14 protein-coding genes and 1 other annotated feature are annotated in these 20,149 nt (G+C 39.2%); of the genes, 1 reads left to right on the top strand and 13 read right to left on the bottom strand.

The window, feature by feature from the left end; translation table 11 throughout:
- Positions 1-343 precede the first annotated feature (343 nt).
- The 12 genes from K6G87_RS06360 to tyrS form a co-directional block, all read right to left on the bottom strand.
- Positions 344-1,651, bottom strand: coding sequence for an alpha-amylase family glycosyl hydrolase (locus K6G87_RS06360; protein WP_296835069.1), 1,308 nt, complete (start codon positions 1,649-1,651; stop codon positions 344-346).
- A 62-nt stretch (positions 1,652-1,713) separates the two neighbouring features.
- Positions 1,714-3,606, bottom strand: a complete 1,893-nt coding sequence (locus K6G87_RS06355) for a GGDEF domain-containing protein (protein WP_296835067.1) — start codon at positions 3,604-3,606, stop codon at positions 1,714-1,716.
- Positions 3,607-3,792: 186 nt separating this feature from the next.
- Complete coding sequence (locus K6G87_RS06350) at positions 3,793-5,637, bottom strand: substrate-binding and GGDEF domain-containing protein (protein ID WP_296835065.1); 1,845 nt, start codon at positions 5,635-5,637, stop codon at positions 3,793-3,795.
- A gap of 24 nt (positions 5,638-5,661) precedes the next feature.
- The gene (locus K6G87_RS06345) at positions 5,662-6,297 is read right to left on the bottom strand and encodes a PilZ domain-containing protein (RefSeq protein ID WP_296835063.1); all 636 of its coding nucleotides are present in this window, start codon (positions 6,295-6,297) and stop codon (positions 5,662-5,664) included.
- Positions 6,298-6,431: 134 nt separating this feature from the next.
- Positions 6,432-8,297, bottom strand: coding sequence for an ATP-dependent zinc metalloprotease FtsH (ftsH, locus tag K6G87_RS06340; protein WP_296835061.1), 1,866 nt, complete (start codon positions 8,295-8,297; stop codon positions 6,432-6,434).
- A 224-nt stretch (positions 8,298-8,521) separates the two neighbouring features.
- Entirely contained in the window at positions 8,522-9,022 is a 501-nt protein-coding gene (rnhA, locus tag K6G87_RS06335; RefSeq protein WP_296835059.1) for a ribonuclease HI, read from the bottom strand.
- A 112-nt stretch (positions 9,023-9,134) separates the two neighbouring features.
- A complete protein-coding gene (locus K6G87_RS06330) occupies positions 9,135-10,820 on the bottom strand; it encodes a MutS-related protein (protein ID WP_296835058.1) in 1,686 nt (561 codons plus the stop codon).
- A gap of 28 nt (positions 10,821-10,848) precedes the next feature.
- Positions 10,849-12,153: an amidohydrolase family protein gene (locus tag K6G87_RS06325; protein WP_296835056.1), complete on the bottom strand. Its 1,305-nt coding sequence runs from the start codon at positions 12,151-12,153 to the stop codon at positions 10,849-10,851.
- Between the two features lie 63 nt (positions 12,154-12,216).
- Positions 12,217-13,053 (bottom strand): purine-nucleoside phosphorylase, encoded by an 837-nt coding sequence (locus K6G87_RS06320; protein WP_296835054.1) that lies wholly within the window; start codon positions 13,051-13,053, stop codon positions 12,217-12,219.
- A gap of 47 nt (positions 13,054-13,100) precedes the next feature.
- On the bottom strand, positions 13,101-15,008 hold the full coding sequence (locus tag K6G87_RS06315) for an ABC-F family ATP-binding cassette domain-containing protein (protein WP_296835052.1): 1,908 nt from the start codon (positions 15,006-15,008) through the stop codon (positions 13,101-13,103).
- 48 nt (positions 15,009-15,056) lie between these two features.
- Positions 15,057-16,997, bottom strand: a complete 1,941-nt coding sequence (locus K6G87_RS06310) for a serine hydrolase domain-containing protein (RefSeq protein WP_296835051.1) — start codon at positions 16,995-16,997, stop codon at positions 15,057-15,059.
- Between the two features lie 283 nt (positions 16,998-17,280).
- Complete coding sequence (tyrS, locus tag K6G87_RS06305; RefSeq protein ID WP_296835049.1) at positions 17,281-18,504, bottom strand: tyrosine--tRNA ligase; 1,224 nt, start codon at positions 18,502-18,504, stop codon at positions 17,281-17,283.
- 136 nt (positions 18,505-18,640) lie between these two features.
- Positions 18,641-18,954: a binding site (T-box leader), on the bottom strand.
- Between the two features lie 252 nt (positions 18,955-19,206).
- On the opposite strand from tyrS, the gene K6G87_RS06300 reads away from it, so the two are divergent.
- Positions 19,207-19,773, top strand: a complete 567-nt coding sequence (locus K6G87_RS06300) for a VanZ family protein (protein WP_296835047.1) — start codon at positions 19,207-19,209, stop codon at positions 19,771-19,773.
- A 55-nt stretch (positions 19,774-19,828) separates the two neighbouring features.
- On the opposite strand, the gene K6G87_RS06295 is transcribed toward K6G87_RS06300, so the two are convergent.
- The coding region (locus K6G87_RS06295; RefSeq protein WP_296835045.1) for a DUF4153 domain-containing protein at positions 19,829-20,149 on the bottom strand (321 nt) is incomplete at its 5' end.

The following is a 20,149-nucleotide window of genomic DNA, read 5'->3' as shown; positions in this document are numbered from 1 at the left end:
CAGATTACATATTCTTCTTATAAGAACTGCAGCTATTTCATTAAGACTTGGCCTTGCCTTAGCTTAAATATAAACCTTCCACAAGATGGAAGGTCAATACTTTTTAAAAAAATTCTATTTCGAATCATAAATGATATATCTTTTGTATTATAAAACTATATTGTTTGCAGTTTGACCAAACATAAATGAAGTAGTTGACAATTATTTAATTCAAACTTCGCACATTATAAATAATATTATCTTCTTGCGTATTTGAAGCATTTATATGTATCAAAAATCCCGTTCAGCTTTACCGGTAAAGCGAACGGGACCTGATTTTCTTTATAATCGTGAAGCGCAGTCTTTAATATGGCTGCAGGATGTAGGCTGTGCAAGGCGGGATTTCGAGGCCGCCGCCAAAATCTATGGTTTGGCCGGTTATGAGATCTTTGGCGCGCCCAGCCCTTGCATCAAAGTGAGCTGTAAACGGTGCATCATCAATATTACAGGCAACCATCACCCTGTCATCATCACACTCTCTTTCCCATACACACGCCTTATTCTGAAGTACCAGCGATTTAAAGGAGCCGTACTGAAGCGCCCTGGATGACTGGAATGCATTAACGCAGCCCTTAACATAATCCGTAAGATCATTCCATTTGGGCTCATCAAACATAGGCCTAAGCGCAGGATCTCCCTGAGACTTATCAGCCTTAAAGCCCCACTCACTTCCATAGTATACAGATGGTATACCCGGCATACCGCACATAAGAGCATAGATTGGCTTAATATGCTCAGGATTAGACAATATACTTGCAACTCTCGTTACATCATGATTATCTACAAATGACCACAGATGCATGCCTCTATAAAGCGTCCAGTTCTCAGGACCGAACTGACGCAGAAGTGAATGTGTTATTTCAAATAGATTATAGGAATTCATTGAAGAAAAAAGGCCCTTATAGCATTCGTAATTGGTCGCGCTATCGCATAGACCATCTCCGCAGATATTTCTGTAATCTCCGCCTATCATCTCTCCCATCAGGAAGAAATCTTCTTTCATCTGTGAAGATTCATATCTGAGCCTTTTGATGAAGTTCTGATCAAGGCAGTATGCAACATCCAGTCTTAGTCCATCTATATCAAAAGTATCAATCCAGTATCTAACTGTATCTATGAGATAATCTGTAACAGCCGGATTCTGAAGATTAAGCTTTACAAGATCAAAATTACCTTCCCAGCCTTCATACCACAGTCCGTCATTATAGCCATCATTACCCTGGAAGTTAATATGAAACCAGTCCTTATATGGGGATGATTCTCTTTTTTCAAGGACATCTGTAAATCCCCAGAATCCGCGGCCAACGTGGTTGAAGACAGCATCAAGTATTACCTTTATTCCTGCCTTATGAAGCTTGTCTACAAGCTTTTTGAAGTCGTCATTATCGCCAAGTCTTACATCAACCTTGCGATAATCTCTGGTGTTATAACCATGTGTATCTGAGTCAAAGAGCGGATTAAAGAGCACTCCCTTTACACCAAGCTTTTTAAGATGAGGTACATAAGCATCAAGTTTTTTGATCCTCTTCTCCGGTTTGCCGTCATTTTCAAAGGGTGCACCACATTCACCAAGTGGATATATCTGGTAAAAAACACTCTCGTAAGCCCACATAATAATTGCCTCCCTCTTTGTTTTTTTAGCGTCGTTGTTTAAGCCCGCCTCTTTTAGAGTAATTATCCTTTGTTTTTGGCCGCCTCTTTTTTCATAAGACGTTTCTTTTCGTACATGGCTTCATCGCCTTCTTTTTCTATCTGGCTGATGGTCCTTGGATCTCCAGGCTGCCATATACCGTAGCCATATGCTATATGCATCTGAACATCATTGTCAGAACTTGCATTATAACCTTTGATAAGTTCTATAAGCTTGCCAATGCATTCTTCATACCTGGCAACTGCATTATCGCTTGCAATAAATGATGCGAATTCATCTCCGCCTATTCTGTAGACATAGCCGTATTCTGCAAACGACTGCATCAAAAATCCTGCAGCTGCAATAATATAATCATCACCTTTGGCATGACCAAGAGTATCATTTACAATCTTAAGTCCGTTAAGGTCAAAGGCAATATATACTATCTGGAAGTTTGTATCTTTTTTTCTCTTCGAAAGATCTTTCATCCTGTCCGCAAGCTCGCTTTCCTTAAGAAGGAAGGCACCGCGGTTAGGTATACCTGTAAGGGCATCGGTAAATGCCATCTCCATATAGGTTCCGGCTTTATCAGCCTGTCTGTTTCTATCTACAACTTCTTTGAAGACATTCACAAACATACCGGCCGTAAATATAAGGACACCTATCCTGGTGAAAAAGCTGCTGTCAAGAGCTGGACTTACTTTCAATATATCAAAGTAGGTCAAAAGATCAGCGAATCCAAACAATGTAACAATCGCAAGAGAAACATTGATCCAGTTCATATTAACATGAAGATCATTATCTCTTCTGAATTTCTGATCAGCAATAATCCTGACGATGACAATTACACCTGTGATCATAATAAGGGCATCTGATAATATTACTGAATCATGGAAATCCCAAATATCATTATAATTTAGAAATGTACATACAATAATAAATGAAACAGTTATCCAGAATACAATTCCGGCCATCTTCTTATGTGGTTTAAGCGTTACAGTATCACTAAAAAGCGCAACGGGATAAGCCATAGACATAAGAAGGAAATACGATATCGTATGCAAAAACTCAGAGGTTCCCAGTATATAATCAAGAAAATGCGTTTCTATCAAAGACCAGGAGCCAACAAGTATTATAAGTGCCGACAAAGCTTCATAGATTTTAATGGAACTGCTATCCCTTATGATGATGCTGATAACAATAACAACTACGCCGGTTATTATTATAATAAGACATACTATGTACTTGGGAAGAGCCGACAGAATGCGATATCTTATATAAGCATTAGCAGGCTCAATCATAATATTACTGATACTGGAACTTTTATAAACAGGGAACAGCTGCAGATAGATAGTATCGCCGGAATCAGACGAATACATCTGCATAGTCTTAAGATAAGTACCTGCACCGCGGCTACCAATACCGGACCCTCTTCCATCGCTGGACGATGCTATATAATCAACTCCGTACTCATATCTAAACTCGGTAAAATAATCAGTTATAGACTTATCAAAATCTGTATAATCCTCGGCTGATTCATCTATTTCTTCCAGATAGAAATCCATACCCTCCGGGATCTCGCCTTCTTCATAGCCATCATATTCTCTGTCATCAAAATAGATAGCATAGCCCATATGCTTTACTTCAAAACATAAAGACTCTTCACCCAAGAGTCCATCAGGAATAACACGATGGAAAAGATAATAATCTTTAGTATCGCAGTCTTTATAATCAAGTGCTTCAAGGTTAACTTCTCTGCCGTCTTCATCTATCCAGCCATCATTAAAGTCAATAAGAACTCCATAATCTCTGGCAAAGAAAAACTCATTATAATCCTTGGTCTGATAGGCAAATATTCCTGTTGTTATGAAAAAGCCCAGCGCAAGAAAACTCAATATATAAAATCTGACATGTTCATGATAGAAGAATTTCTTCATCCGTATCCTCCGAAAATGTCCGAATAATCAAGTCGATTAATAAATAGATAACCAAATAGAATTTCGGCAAAAATCTTATAAAAAATTAGTTTAACTCATAAGATTTTTATAGGAGGATGAACTAACCCTCATCTAAAGGCAATAGTTTCCGGCTGCGCTATTACTAAATAGCCATCATGATGCAGGTTAGTCTTTTGCGTTCTTTTCAAGATACATGCTTCCATCCGCAGCTGATATATAATCATCAAGCTTTAGTGTCATATTCATATCAGTAAGACAGCATCCCATACTGATCGCAGTATCATTTCGCTTAAGTTCACTGACCACTTTTTCTCTATACTCCTTCAAGGTTCCTCTTGAAGCATTTGGAAAAAGAGCTACAAACTCATCTCCACCAAATCTGAACACATTACCGCCTTCAGGAACATACTCCTTCATGGTAGTTGCTATCTTTTTAAGTACCTTATCACCATACTCGTGACCATATCTGTCATTAAGAATCTTGAAGTTGTCAGCATCAACAAAAACAACACCCCAGACAACTCCTCTTATCCTTTCCTTATTGAATCTTGATTCCACGATATCTGTTAGTGCAATCCTGTTGTAGACACCTGTAAGCTGGTCCTTGTTGTATATATCCTCAAGCTGCTTCATAGCATTGGTGATCTGCTTTTTATAAAAAAGATTCTTAAAGCCGGAAACTATACCTTCCTGAATATCCAGAAGGTTAGACCATTCATATAAAAATTCAGGATTTTTATGAACAGTAAAACCTACAGCTTCATTGCCAAAATGAACCGGGCTAAAGAGGTAATGACTTGCTTTTAAATTCTCATCCATAAAGCCTATAAGCTCTGGAACAGAAGAAAAGCTCTTGCTCTTTCCATCAACAATAGCAAGCTGAACCTTAAGATTAGGTCTTGAATACCCTTCTTTGGGAAAATGAGTATTCATGCTTGGATCAAATAATCTCTCATCTACAACTATATAGAATCCATCAATGTTCTTCTTGCACATATATCTTTCTATGTCATCGAACATATCGTGCATTCTTGTCTCTTTTAGAACTTCTCTTTCAAGAATCGCTACTTCATTGTCGAAAACTTCCCTGGCGCAACTAGAATCTATCATACTCTTTAGGTAGTTACGATAATCGACCATTCCACTATTAGGACAGCCACAGCTTTCTGCATATATAACATTAGCATCTGTATATCTGTGAGAAGGAACCTCCTTGCCATCCCAAATATCCATAAGTATATTAAGTGCCTGCTCACCTATAAGCTCCCTGTCCATATTTACAGTAGTTATCTGAGGCAGGTAATTTCTTGCTTTTTCAAGGTTGTCAAATCCTGTAACAAGGAAATCCCCTGGCACATGATATCCGTTTAGCTCAGCTGTTCTGCATATTCCTGTTGCAATATTGTCATTTGAACATACAAAAACATCAGGAAGCTGCTTATTGTTTTTAATATAATCTTCCATATAACGGACACCTGTAGCAAAGCTATAATCTCCGTAAAGTACAGGATTATTAAGTTCTGTAAGATGATATTTCTGGAGACAATCCAGATAGGATTCTGCCCTTTGTCTGTTCTCAAAATTATCGCCGGGGCCTCCTGCAAAAACAAATCTTCTGCAGTTATGGACATTATAAAGATGGTCCATTATCTCTTCGATGGGCCTTCTGTTATCTATTCCAACATAATACAGATCAGGGAATTCATGGCCAATGCTGACTGCAGGCTTTCCACTTTTTTTGACAATTGCTAAGAGGTTCTGAAGGACTTCATAATCCATGATATTATTAGCATCAATTATGATCCCATCATATTCTTCAAGTTCAGGAAGTCTGAAAATATTGTATTCTCCGGCATTATTATCTCTGTCGCGACTCCAGTTTCCAAAACTGTTGAACTGAAAAAGAGCCATATCGAGATTCTCATTCCTGATCTTTCTCATTATGCCTTCTGTCCAGGCATAAACAACATATTTACGCCAGCCATCTGTAAGTAAAGCTATCTTTTTCATATATGTAAGTATCCGGAAACAAGATCATGTCAGATCTTGGGATTCCTCCTTAGTAGTATGTTGTTCTTTGAGCCAGTTTATAAAAGCCATTACATCAGGCTCTAAATTATGCATTTTGCATCCTACGGCCTCATATTCATCAAGAGAAAATTTCCTGACAATAGATGCCTGTATGTTCAGATGTTTATTGTGCTCTTTCTCCTGGAATACAACAGTAACATCTTCTCCAAGGCGAAAAACAGCTTCTCTCTCCATAGCAAAAGATATTCCTCTCATGGATATATCATAGATAACCACATGAACATCCTTGCTGACACCTGAATGGGCAACTCCCATTATTCCAACGGGATATCTCTCTGCCCGGCGATAATTTCTTGGATCTATTCCCTGAAGTCCTTCCATGTAATAGAACATGTTATTAAGCTCAGGAATAGGTCTTATCAGGCTGCATCTAAAATTATATCTGTTAAAATCCTTATCGTGAATACTAAAAGAAAAATCGTGCATCTCATTTAATGGTACGCCTTTATACTTTGGTTGCGTGACCATTATGCCCTGCTCTCTTGGGCCTATAACCTTACAAAGAGCGGGAATCATCTTGTCCATAATAGGGATATAGATTGTTATATCTGTTCCTGTAGAAAAAGCAGTTATATCCATATTCACCCCTTACAACAAACAACAATCACTTGCACATATTAAGTATATCATGATACATCTAAGATAACTACCAAAACCGTAAACTCCCCATTATCTAAAGAGATAATGGGGAGTTTACGGTTTTTATAACAAAATCAGACCTCTTCGTAGCCGATTTTCATAGCGGCAATATCTGTTTTACGATTCAGTATATTCATGAATTCTTCGCCAGTGATAGTTTCCTTTTCGTAAAGGTATTTAGCTATTTCATCAAGCTTTGGTTTGTTGTCTTTTAGTATATTAATGGCTTTCTCGTGCTGATTTCTTACAAGCTCTACTACCTTCTTGTCTATAAGGCTCTGGGTTTCAGATGAGCAAGCAAGAGAAGCATCTCCGCCAAGATACTGATTATTAACAGTTTCAAGGGCTACCATATCGAAATCATCAGACATTCCATATCTTGTGATCATAGCTCTTGCAAGCTTGGTCGCACGCTCGATATCGTTGGAAGCACCTGTTGTAACTGATCCAAACTCTACTTCTTCTGCGGCACGTCCGCCTGTAAGGGTAGCGATCTCGTTTTCAAGTTCAGTCTTACTCATAAGATAATGATTGCCCTCTTCTTCTACCTGCATGGTATATCCAAGAGCGCCGCTTGTACGTGGTACAATTGTTATCTTCTGAACAGGAGCTGTTCCCTTTTGCATTGCTGCAACTAGAGCATGTCCTACTTCATGATAAGATACGATGAGCCTTTCTTTATCAGACATAATAGAATTTTTCTTCTGATAACCGGCTATTACAACTTCTATACTTTCTTCAAGGTCTGACTGATTAGCAAATCTTCTTCCGTCTCTTACAGCCCTTAAAGCTCCTTCATTTATGATATTTGCAAGTTCAGCACCTGATGTACCTGTTGCCATTCTTGCTATCTTATTAAAGTCAACATCATCTGAAATCTTGATCTTCTTGGCATGAACCTTAAGAATATCTTCACGTCCTTTAAGATCAGGAAGTTCAACAGGAACTCTTCTGTCGAAACGTCCGGGTCTTGTAAGAGCAGGATCAAGAGATTCTGGTCTGTTGGTAGCAGCAAGGATCATAACTCCGTTATTGCCTTCAAAACCATCCATTTCTGTAAGGAGCTGGTTAAGTGTCTGCTCTCTTTCATCATTGCCGTTGAGCTGTCCGTCACGCTTTTTACCTATGGCATCGATCTCATCGATAAATACGATACAGGGAGCTTTTTCTTTGGCCTGTTTGAAGAGGTCTCTTACCTTGGAAGCACCCATACCTACAAACATCTCAACGAATTCAGATCCGCTCATGGAAAAGAACGGAACGTTAGCTTCACCTGCAACTGCCTTTGCAAGCATTGTCTTACCTGTTCCGGGAGGTCCTACAAGCAGGATACCCTTTGGCATTGATGCTCCGATTTCCTTATATTTACCAGGATTATGAAGATAGTCTACTATCTCCTGAAGATTTTCCTTGGCCTCTTCTTCTCCGGCAACATCAGCGAATTTAATTCCTTCAGTTGACTGAACATATACTCTTGCATTAGACTTTCCAAGGCCTCCGAACATCATGGACTGTCCTGATGAACCGCCGCCCATCTTGTCCATCATCCTGTTTGAAAGCCATCTTCCAAGCAGGATAAAGATCGCTATAGGAAGTACAAAGGTAAGAATAAATTCCATTATAGGAGACGTCTGCGTCTCTACTTCACTTGAGAAAGTAACATTATTATCTGCTAACCTTTGTACCAGGTCAGGATCGTAGATGGTAGCTGTGTAATAGTAATTACCATCATTGTTCTGATATACTATCTCATTAGAAAAGATCTTTACATTATTGATATTACCTTCTGTAGTATCAGTAATAAACTGACTGTATGACACCTCTGTCCTGTTAGCTCCCATCATAAGTGGAACTACTACCAGATTTAGAACTGCTATCAGAAGAAGGACTGCCATATAATAAAAGATCAGTGGTTTTTTGGGCTGTTTAACCTCGTTCATATATTCCTTTCATAAGTACCTGTTCTAAAATATACTTGTACCTGTAATGACTTTTATGAATTTTATTCTATCATTTTCAGAATTAGATATTCTAAACATACTATAAAGTATTCTGAAATATGTCTAAGTTAGTAGCTATTAAACTATTAACTAAGAATTCTTAGGCTCATTTTCATTTTCCGCACAGGAAATAATAAAAGCTACAGGTAATATTTCGGTCAAGATCAGCAAATACTTTTGAGGTCGCTTCCATCATCATGAAGAAGCGCTGACGGATCGCTATCTGCTGCGCTTGTTGCAAGCTCGTCGCACCTTTCATTCTCCGGATGACCTGCATGGCCTTTGACCCAGTGCCAGGTAATATTGTGATCTTTGACAGCCTCTAATAGTCTTTCCCATAAAGGTCTGTTCTTTACAGGCTTTTTGGAAGCATTGACCCAGCCTTTTTTGATCCAGCCTTCTATCCAGTGCTCATTAAATGCACTGATAACATACTTGGAATCAGAATACAGATCAATTTCGCAGGGATGATTCAAAGCTTCCAGAGCCTTAATAACTCCAAGAAGCTCCATTCTGTTATTTGTGGTCTTATCAAATCCTGCTGAAAGCTCCTTAATATGAAGCTCTCCTTTTGCATCCGTAAATTTAAGTACTGCGCCATATCCACCGGGGCCGTCCGGATTACCTCTGGCTGCGCCATCTGTATATATCTCGATGTGGTTCATTCTACCTCCGAACAATTTTAAGTATGCAGACAATCATCTTTTCCAGTTCAAACTGTATCTATGAAGACTATCATCTCTTCCAGTCCAAACTTTAACTATAAAGACTATTCTCCTATTCAGCCCAGGTTCCTGTCTTTGTGAATTCATCTGCCATATTCTGAGCATCTGCAACAATCTTTGGATCGTAACCTATTATAGAAAGAAGCTTTATAGCATTTCTATTTGTAGCAGGTCCTTTTTTGATCTTATAGCTGAAGTGAACGTCAGAATCTGTGACTTCGCCTTCAAAGTGGTAGTTATCATAATAATCTTTCAAAAGCTCTGTAAGCTCAATATCGTGAGTTGCTGCAAAGCACTGGATATTCTTATGATCAAGGCTCTTAAGTATCTGCGTTGAAGCTGCAATTCTCTCAATTGTATTAGTGCCTCTAAGTACTTCATCAATAAGGCAGAATATCCTGTTTCCATCTTCATTGGCAGCATCAAGGATTCTCTTTAAGGATTTGATCTCGACAATATAATAGCTGTCTCCGCCAGCAAGATCGTCTCTAAGCGCCATTGAAGAATAAATTCTGTAAAGAGGCGCTGTATATGAAGTTGCATTAACAGTATGAATTGTCTGAGCCATTACTGCTGCAATTGCACTTGTCTTAAGGAAGGTTGACTTACCTGATGCATTTGATCCTGTTATAAGGACTCCCTTATCAGCACTTATGCTGTTAAGAACAGGATTGTTCATGCAGGGATGATAGAGATTAGCTGCATCATATTTGGTATCATCTGCTGTAAACTCAGGAAGACAGTAATTACCATCAAGTGATGCTCTATAGCATGCTACAGATATCTCAGTCTCGATACGGCCCAAAGCTGTAACTATATCGTCAAGAAGCTCGCCATGAGTCTTAACGAAATTATACATACTCTTAAATTTGAAAAGATCTATATGAGTGAACATGCAGATATAATCAAGCAGCATATTCATAGGATCGCCGCTGTTAGAAAGTCTGCCCGGATCAAGGATTATCCATGAACCTCTTTTAAAAGAGTCTGTCTCTTTTTCATATTTGAAGAAGTCCCTGGTCTCTTCCTTAAGAACCTCATCATCAAGTTTCTTAAAAAGATCTACTCCTCCAAGCATTCTATTGATATATCCAAAGATATACAGATATGGTGATATATCACCTTTTATGACAAAATAAGTAACTGCATTATACAAAAGGCACGCAATTATAATAACGAGAAATAGCTCGAACCTTACAAAGCATCCTGCAATTGATATAAGGATAAGGATATCCGCAATAATATGAGGAAGTCTTGAAGGCATCTTAAGTTCATCAAGTGATCCAATATAATCATAAAGAGAATACTTGCCATAATTGGACATCTTGGCAAAAGCAAGCTGAGTCTCTATTCTAAGATCCTCTTTGTCTGTGAAGTTATCTACCTGCTTTTCAAATGCATCAAAATCATCTGTCTGCATGGGAGTTCTGAGTCTGTAATACAGATACTCCTGTCCAGCTCCTGATTTACAATAATTGATCCTGTCATATATTGAATCAAGTCCAAGATCATTCCAGGTGATATCATCAATGGCTGTCTTTTCTTTATGATTTTCAAAATACTTGGGTATTGCCTTTCTGCGGCTTTCTCTGATATCGATATCAGATTCCTTGCCCCAGTTTTTCTTTGCCTTGTTTCTAAAATATTTCTCTGCTCTTTTTTCGTTTCTCTTACCAAGGATTGCTGCTATGACAAGGATTGCAACAATTATTCCAAGAACTGTTATATAAACCTGCATAAATTTTTCCTATCTTTGTGTCTTTTATTTAGTCTCTTCCGATTTCTTTCATGATCCTTCTCTTGATGTTCTCAGCTTCAGCGTAAAGATCATGAGGATCTACTCCAATATTGAACTTACCGTCTTCGTATCTTATAACGCCAGCGATCATTGTCATCTTAACATTCTGCTTGCTTCCGCTATATACGATATTCTTGCATATGTTATTGATTGGCTGCATGTTGGGCTGATCAAGATCTATCATTATCATATCTGCCTGCTTGCCAAGTGAAAGTGTATCACAGTCATCAATGCCCATAGCATGAGCACCGTTAACGGTAGCCATCTTGAGTACTTCCATTGCATCAACTGATGAAGCATCATCATCACGAATCTTGGCAAGTCCCGTTACAAGGAACATCTCCCTGAAGAAATCAAGGCTGTTATTGGACGCAGGTCCATCTGTTCCTAGTGCTACAGGAATACCATGCTTAAGATAGTCTGATATAGGAGCTATTCCTGAAGCAAGCTTAACGTTGGATCCGGGATTAGTAACGACATACATGTTCTTCTCTTTAAGGATCTGCATATCTTCCTCGTTAACATGAACGAGGTGATATCCACCGCCCCCAAAGTCGAAAAGTCCCATGGACGCAAGATACTTTACAGGACTCATTCCATAGCGTTCTACGCATCCCAAAGTTTCAGACTTAGTCTCTGCTATATGTGTGAATACAGGCGCCTTATACCTGTGAACAAGGTCTGAAAATTTAGTAAGAAGCTCAGGAGAACAGGTATACTCTGCATGTATTCCCATAAAATAGGAATTAAGCGGATCATCTTCACTATTTAGCTCATTGTACATTCTCTCAACAAGTTCAAGTGACTGGGAAAAGTTATTGACGCATCCTACCTGAACACATCTCATTCCGGCTTCTCTAGAGGCTTTAGCAATAGTCTCAGGGGTTAGATACATATCAAATATTGATGTAATGCCACTTGTAAGATACTCAAGTATTGCAAGCTTTGTAAGAGAGTAGATATCATCACCTGTCATATGTGCTTCAATAGGGAATATCTGATTATTGAGCCATTCCTGAGTAGGAAGATCATCTGCAAGTGATCTCATCAAAGTCATCGCGCTATGAGTATGCGCATTTTTAAATCCTGGCATAAGAAGATTCTTCTTACAATCTATCTCACGATCAAAGCTTCTATATATGTTAGCACTACTTGCTTCATCCTCTGTTCCGACAAAAGATATCTTGTCTCCATTTGTCCATACTTCACCTATAAAGACAGGCTTATCCTCTTCCATGGTAAGGATTCTGGCATTATAAAATCTTATGTTCACTTACATATCCTCCAATAAACTATTCTATGACAAGTTATATAAATGCATTAAAATGTATCAAGATCAAAGTTCGTTAAACTGCTTTACAGATTCTGTTACAAGCTTTGCAAAGCGAGGAGCTGCCATATCTGCTGCCTCCTGAACTTCCTCGTGGTTAAGAGGATTCTGGCTCATTCCTGCAGCAAGATTACTGATGCAGGATACTCCGCAGACCTTCATTCCCATATGGTTAGCTGCAATAGCTTCTACAACAGTACTCATACCAACTGCATCAACGCCGAGAGTTCTAAGCATACGGATTTCTGCAGGAGATTCAAATGAAGGTCCTGTAAGCTGGCAGTATATACCCTCTTTAAGAGCAATCTCATTCTTGATCGCAGTATCTTTAAGGATCTTCTGAAGCTCTGCATTATAAACAGTGCTCATATCAGGGAACCTAAGACCGAGTCTGTCATCATTAGGTCCTATAAGCGGATTAGGTGCAAAGCAGCTTATGTGATCTGTTATAAGCATAAGGTCTCCGGCATTAAAGTGATAATTAACACCGCCACTTGCATTTGTAAGGAATAATATCTCAGCACCAAGCTGTCTCATAACACGTGCAGGAAGTACTACATCAGAAATAGGATAACCTTCATAATAGTGTACTCTTCCCTTCATGCATACTACAGGAGTATTTCCTACATATCCGAATATGAACTTTCCATCATGGCCCGGTACTGTTGATACAGGGAATCCGTCTATCTCTGAATATGATACCTCTGCTTTAATATCTATATTTTTGGCATAGTCGCCAAGTCCTGATCCAAGTGTGAGTGCAACTTTAGGAACAAAATCTGTTTTAGCTCGTACAGCTTCTGTACATTTTTCAACTTTCTCATAAATTTTAGCGTTAGTCATAGTCCACCTCTTTCTAAAACATATTTTTTCTAAAACATTTTTATGTATTACTGCTTTGCTATTTCTTCAGCCTTCTCTTCAAGATAGACATATCTGTCCATTAGCTCTTCAAGCCTCTTTTCCTCAGCTTCCTTCTTCTCTGTGAGTTCTCTTAGCTTGCCAAAATCCGTAGCATTTGCAAGTATATCTTCTTCATACTTGGCAATCTTCTGCTCGCTCAGGGCGATCGTCTCTTCTATTGTCTCATATTCTTTTTGCTCTTTATAGCTGAATTTTAATTTATGGCTTCTTGTAGCATTTGACGCTGTCTTATCATCTAAAGTAGTGCCGTCTGCATCTTTAGAAGATCCGTTATCATCTGTTGCCTTAGAGTTTTTTTTGGATGAAGAGCTTCCATTTTTATCATCTTCAAAATTCCAGGAAAGACTTCCATCAACGCCTTCCTTATGAGTTTCAAAGAACTCAGTATAGGAGCCGTTATAAAGGTGTATGCCGCCATAAGAATCAAAGGTCAGCATACGTCTTCCTATTCTGTCAAGGAAGTATCTGTCATGGGATACAGCTATTACGATTCCGGGAAAAGAGTCAAGGTAGTCTTCAAGTATCTGAAGAGTCCTTATATCAAGATCGTTGGTAGGCTCATCAAGTATAAGGACATTGGGAGCTTCCATCAAAACCTTGCAAAGATACAGCCTTCTCTTTTCACCACCGGAAAGCTTACCTATAGGCTGATACTGAAGACTTCCTTCAAAGAGGAACTTCTCGCACATCTGAGATGCAGATATATAGCCGTCATCAGTCTTAATATACTCAGCAGTATCCTTAACATAGTCGATAACTCTCTGGTTATCATCCATTGAGGTTGCTTCCTGGGCATAATAGCCTATCTTGACAGTCTCTCCAATCTCAATATGTCCTGTATCCGGAGGAATTGTGCCTGTTATCATCTTCATAAGAGTTGTCTTGCCGCATCCGTTAGGACCAAGAATACCTATACGATCATCTCTTGTGAAGGTAAACGTAAAGTCATTTATAAGAGTTCTATCGCCATAGCTCTTACCTATGTTATAAAGTTCAATAGTCTTTTTACCAAGTCTTGAAGAAATTGCAGATATCTGCACATCCTCGTCAAACTTTATTTTCTCTTCATCACGAAGAGCCTCATAACGCTGGATGTGGGCCTTTTGCTTAGTAGAACGGGCGCGGGCACCCCTTCTCATCCACGCAATTTCTTTTCTCAAAATATTAGCATGCTTGTCCTGAGTAGAAAGAGCTGAGGCAATGCGTTCAGCCCTAAGCTCAAGATAGCCTTCGTAGTTGGTATCATAAGTATAAAGTCTTCCCTGATCCACCTCTACTATCTTATTGCAGACAAGATCAAGAAAATATCTGTCGTGGGTTACCATAACAAGCGCGCCGCGATAATTCTCAAGATATATCTGGAGCCACTCACTCATAGCATTATCAAGATGGTTAGTAGGCTCATCGAGAAGAAGGATATCACTGTTTTCAAGAAGGCGGGCGCAAAGCGCAGCCTTTTTTCTCTGACCTCCTGAAAGCTTTGAAACCTTCTGATCAATATCATTAAAGCCAAGTATGTTAAGGATCTTCTTGGCTTCTCCTTCTATCTGTGCCTCAAACTCCTTTGCTTCTAATGGACTCTGTGGATGGCGCTTTGCCACATTGGTAGATACCACATAATCATAAAGGGTATAATCCATATCAAATTCCGGATTCTGAGGAAGGTATGATATAACAACGTTATTGCCCTTTACAATATCGCCTGAATCTTCCTCTGTAAGTCCTGCAATAAGGCGAAGCAGCGTAGACTTTCCGGTTCCGTTTATACCGATAATTCCGATCCTGTCGCCCTCATCAATTCCAAATGATGCCTCCTTAAGAAGGACCTTGTCTGTAAATGCCTTAGAGACATCTTTCATGGATACTAAATTCATCTAAAAATACACTCCTATAAGTTCAGGCTTTTCCAAAAGCCATTCTACTTATTGTACTATATCCGGCTCTATATCGCACATATCATTTTCCAAAGACGTATCTGACTTTGTATTTGCACCGCCTTCATCCCCATCAGAAGTATCGCCTGCATCATCTTTAATAAGGAAGCCGTGGACCCTTGGATTGATCGTATAATGAATAGTCTTGCTGACAAGAAATGATGCCCCATACTCCTCAAGCTTATTTAAAAGGATACCCTGAATTCCCTTAAGATTAGTTATGTTTGAAAGCGCACTGGACATAAGGTCATTACCGGGATATTCATTAAAGTGCACATCAATACCTGTTGGAATGCAGCTTCCTCTAAAGCCTCTTGTATCTTCATCACTATACTTGCTTCCAAGATAGATATTGATACGCCTCTCACTCGTCTCTTCCAGTAAAAAGATCCTTAGCATTATCGCCATTCTGTTGTATTCATCAGTTGACAGCCTTGTCTTTACAACAGCATCATAGACTTCACCATGAATATTCAATGAGACAGTATTGCCAGATCCATCAAATCCGCAAGGAAGCGTGTATATCTGGTCGCCTTCATATATCTGTACGCCAAAACGCTTTCTGTCAATTGGTACAAAGCCAATCTTTTTAATTCCATCAGTAAAGTTATTATGGGTTATCTGCATTAATAGCGGAAAGACTCCTATTCCACTTTCACCAAGATCATAGACTGCGCCATAAAGCGCTCTGATCCTCATGATCATGTCCTGTTTGTTATCATAAGAATCTGTTCTTCTGTTCCAGCCGCCTCTATAGATAAGCTTTCCCAAAACCTCTTTATCCTGAATACGCATGATAGTCTTTTCAAGGAATCTTGTGCTTAACTTATCTTCCTTAAGCGAATCTTCAGACACTTCTATATTGGCCATCTTCTCATAGAGGATATCAGTCATGGTACCTGTCTGGAATACCTCGTTATTGCCTGCATTAACTGCAATGACCATGTCAATGTCAGGATATATATAGACATTCTGACCCAGCATTCCGTTGAAGATATAAGCTCCTTGTCTGCTGTTTATAAGCCATAGGTGATAGCCATATTCAGGTGCTTCCGGGATATCTGTCCTTGCATGAACTGATGTAGATGCAATAACCCAGCCTTCAGGTACGAGCTGTCTGCCTTCCCACATACCCTTTTGAAGATAGAGCTGACCAAGCTTACACATATCCTCAGCACGCATAAAAAGGCCCCACCCGCCTTTAGTAATACCCTGCGGGCATGCCTCCCAGAAGACACGCTTTATTCCCATAGGATCAAAAATTCTCTCTTTTACAAAATCAAAGAGGCTCTGACCTGTAATCTGTGTCACTATCGCAGAAAGAATATAAGAATTCATGGAATTATAGCTAAATTCCTTGCCCGGAGCAAAAGATGTTCCGGAATCCATGTAGCCTTTGATCCAGTCATTACCGGACATTGCTCCTGCTTCATTAAACTGTACGCCACTTGTCATGGACAGAAGATGCTCTACAGTAATGTCTCGAAGCCTTAACATAGAATTTAGAGTTTTCTTATCTGAAAGGATATCTATGATCTTATCATTTATATTAAGCTTTCCTTCGCCTATCAGAATTCCTATTGCCATCCCTGTTACTGACTTAGACATGGAATGTACTATATGCCAGTAATCAAGATCATATGGAGCAAAAGAAGTTTCGCCTATCACCTTGCCATGTCGCATGACCATGATCTTATGAAGATTGGCATGAGGACATTCATATAAAGTTTCAAAAAGGTCTTTGACCCACTTTGATGAAATACCCTGAGACTCAGGTGTAGCTCTTTCAATAAAAGTCTCACCTTCCTGGGGTTCTTTAGAAAAAGCCGGCTTCTGCGGCTGATAGTTGACTTTACTTATCTCGCCTGTCTGATGTCCGACAAGACGCATTAGAAGTTCTCCAACATATAGATCTGATGAAAGTGCCATGATGTACCTCCCTTTTGATGTCACAGATTAATAGGAGCAATAAATAAGTACGGTCGAAGTCGTTGTATCAAAAATATGACTTCTTGAATGTAAATAACAAAAAACAAACATTTACTACGTGTTTCGTGATTCAAAAATACATCTCATTACATGATACCACAATTTGCTTACTTTATCCGAATCGCATATCTATAGCATCCTCTTTGGAAAATGTACATAAAATAGCAAAAAGCATCTCAGTTTCCCAAGATGCTTTTTGAATATTTTTTACTATGAAGTTTTATTAAAGTGTAACTTTCTTGAATGCCTTTTTACCACGGCGAACCATTACACCGTCTCCTGCAAAGAACTCTTTGTCATATGTAGTAGCTACGTCAGATACCTTCTCGTCTGCAACAGTTACGCCGCCCTGCTGAACATTACGTCTTGCTTCTGATCTTGTAGCGCAAAGGCCTGCAGAAACAAGTACCTGAAGGATATCAACCTTGCCATCTCTGAAATCTTCTTCCTTAAGTGAAGCTGCAGGAATATTAGCAGAATCTCCGCCGCCTGCAAAGAGTGCCTTGGAAGCTTCCTGAGCCTTCTTAGCTTCTTCCTCGCCGTGAACCATGTTTGTAAGCTCATATGCAAGGATCTCTTTAGCTTCATTAAGCTTAGCATCCTTCCATGAATCCATCTCTTCAATCTGTTCAAGAGGAAGGAATGTAAGCATTCTGATGCACTTCATAACGTCAGCATCGCCAACGTTTCTCCAGTACTGGTAGAAATCGTATGGAGATGTCTTCTTAGGATCAAGCCATACAGCATTACCTGCTGTCTTACCCATCTTCTTACCCTGTGAGTCTGTAAGAAGTGTGATTGTCATAGCATGAGCATCCTTACCAAGTTTACGACGGATAAGCTCTGTACCACCAAGCATGTTGGACCACTGATCATCTCCACCAAACTCAAGGTTACAATCGTACTCCTGGAACATGTGATAGAAATCGTATGACTGCATGATCATGTAGTTGAATTCAAGGAAGGAAAGTCCCTTCTCCATACGCTGCTTGTAGCACTCTGCACGAAGCATGTTATTAACTGAAAAGCATGCACCAACCTCACGAAGAAGATCAACATAGTTGAGTTTTAAGAGCCAGTCAGCATTATTAACCATAAGTGCCTTACCATCTGAGAAATCGATAAATCTCTCCATCTGCTTCTTGAAGCATTCTGCATTGTGATCGATATCTTCTCTTGTAAGCATCTTACGCATATCTGTACGTCCTGATGGATCACCGATCATTGTAGTACCACCGCCGATAAGAGCGATTGGCTTATTACCTGCCATCTGAAGTCTCTTCATAAGAGTAAGTGCCATAAAGTGTCCGGCTGTAAGACTGTCTGCTGTACAGTCAAATCCAATGTAGAATGTAGCCTTACCACTATTGATAAGCTCTCTGATCTTGTCTGCGTCTGTTACCTGGGCAAGAAGGCCTCTTGCCTCGAGTTCTTCATAAACTCCCATTTTTCTACCTTTCTGCACTTTCTGTGCCTGTAAAAAGATTAGCGCAATCCGGGCTATGGCTTAAATGAAGGCCTGTATCTGGACATTTATAAAGACCTTCATCACATAAAAAAAGCCCTTTGCGCTGTTGTCAGCTACAAAGGACGGATGATCTGTTCCGTGTTACCACCTTTATTCACATAAGACTCACGCCTTATGCCTCAGCAGGTACTCATCTTTACAAATGATATTATGATCATCTAAAAATGAAGACCCTTCCACAGTAACGGTTGGATTCCGTCTTCCCATACTTTCATGACCATAAGGCCAGGAAGAAAATATCTTCCATAAAATGTTTCCGGGAAGCTGCTCACGGAGGTATTCATTAAATGCCAGTTGCTGCGCCTCTCACCAAACGGCTGCTCTCTGTAGCTTGTACATTCAACTACTTATTCCGGTCAATGCATTTACATTTATTTATTCTAAGAAATAGATTAAATAAAGTCAAGGAGTAAATTAATAACTCAGGCTTCGCACTTATAAATAAGTATTTTTCCTTGCAATTTGATTATCTTGGGTAGTTAATTTCGTACGTATATAAACGGTATTTCGTGTACATATATTGTTCAAACAATAGCCAAATTTGCTTTATTTTAGGTTTAAGTTATCCCTTTAGAATGTATATATAGATGTTAATAATTCTTCGTAAAAGGGGTAACTGCTATGAAGAAAAACACGGGTAGATCCATTAGTTTTTTATTTATTTTATTAGCTATTTCAACTGCCGCTGTAATAGGCGCAATCATTTATCTCACAAGACAAAGCGGTTATGATACGATCAGCACACAGCATATGGTCGAATCTCTTTTTCCAGAGCTATTTCCAAAACATTATCACAATGCCCTGTGGTTGTCACTTGGGCTTAACAGTGCCAGAAGAATGGCTCATATATACGAGTTTGGTGCACTTGGCTTTTTCATGGCCTTAATGATCATAACATCACCTGTTGGCAGGAAGCTTAAAAACAGTAATTCTCGAACAATGCTGATATTTTTAGCTTCTATAGCATTTTGTTCCATGGCAAGCTTCTGCGATCAGGTTCATAAGACCTTCATAGTATATCGCCACTTTGATGTACAGGATCTTGTACTTGATGCTATAGGATATGTTGCTGCAATAACATTTGTATGCGCACTTTACTATATCAAGAATCATCCTATCATCTACAAGCCGGCATATAAGATCACACCTGAGCCTATCATCGAATTACAGGGCCAAATCATTGAATAAATCAGTGAACTACTCGGTAATTGAATCACCGAGGATTCTCTCTTAATGTCCTAAATCAGAAACATGCACAGACTACCAGTGAAAATGAGCATGCTGCAAAAAGTATTCCAATCTGCGCTGCAGATATCTTCTTATAAAGTCTTATAAGAATAAGAACACACCATACAATAACATTTACAACCACCCAGGAAGACAGTATTCGTCTGGGTGTAAGTCCGTATACTGCTATATATATTCCAATCAGGTTCCATGCTGCAAGAAGGGCAAATACAAGAGCAAATACAAATAGTATAGTTGCAAGGATCCTGGTACTCTTCTGCTCCCACAGTGCTTTCTTTGATACAAAGCATGAAGCAAACATTATAGCCATATTAAG

Source organism: Butyrivibrio sp., from assembly GCF_024699075.1.
Note: the sequence above shows the minus strand (reverse complement) of the source record. Positions and strands in the feature narration are given on the sequence as shown.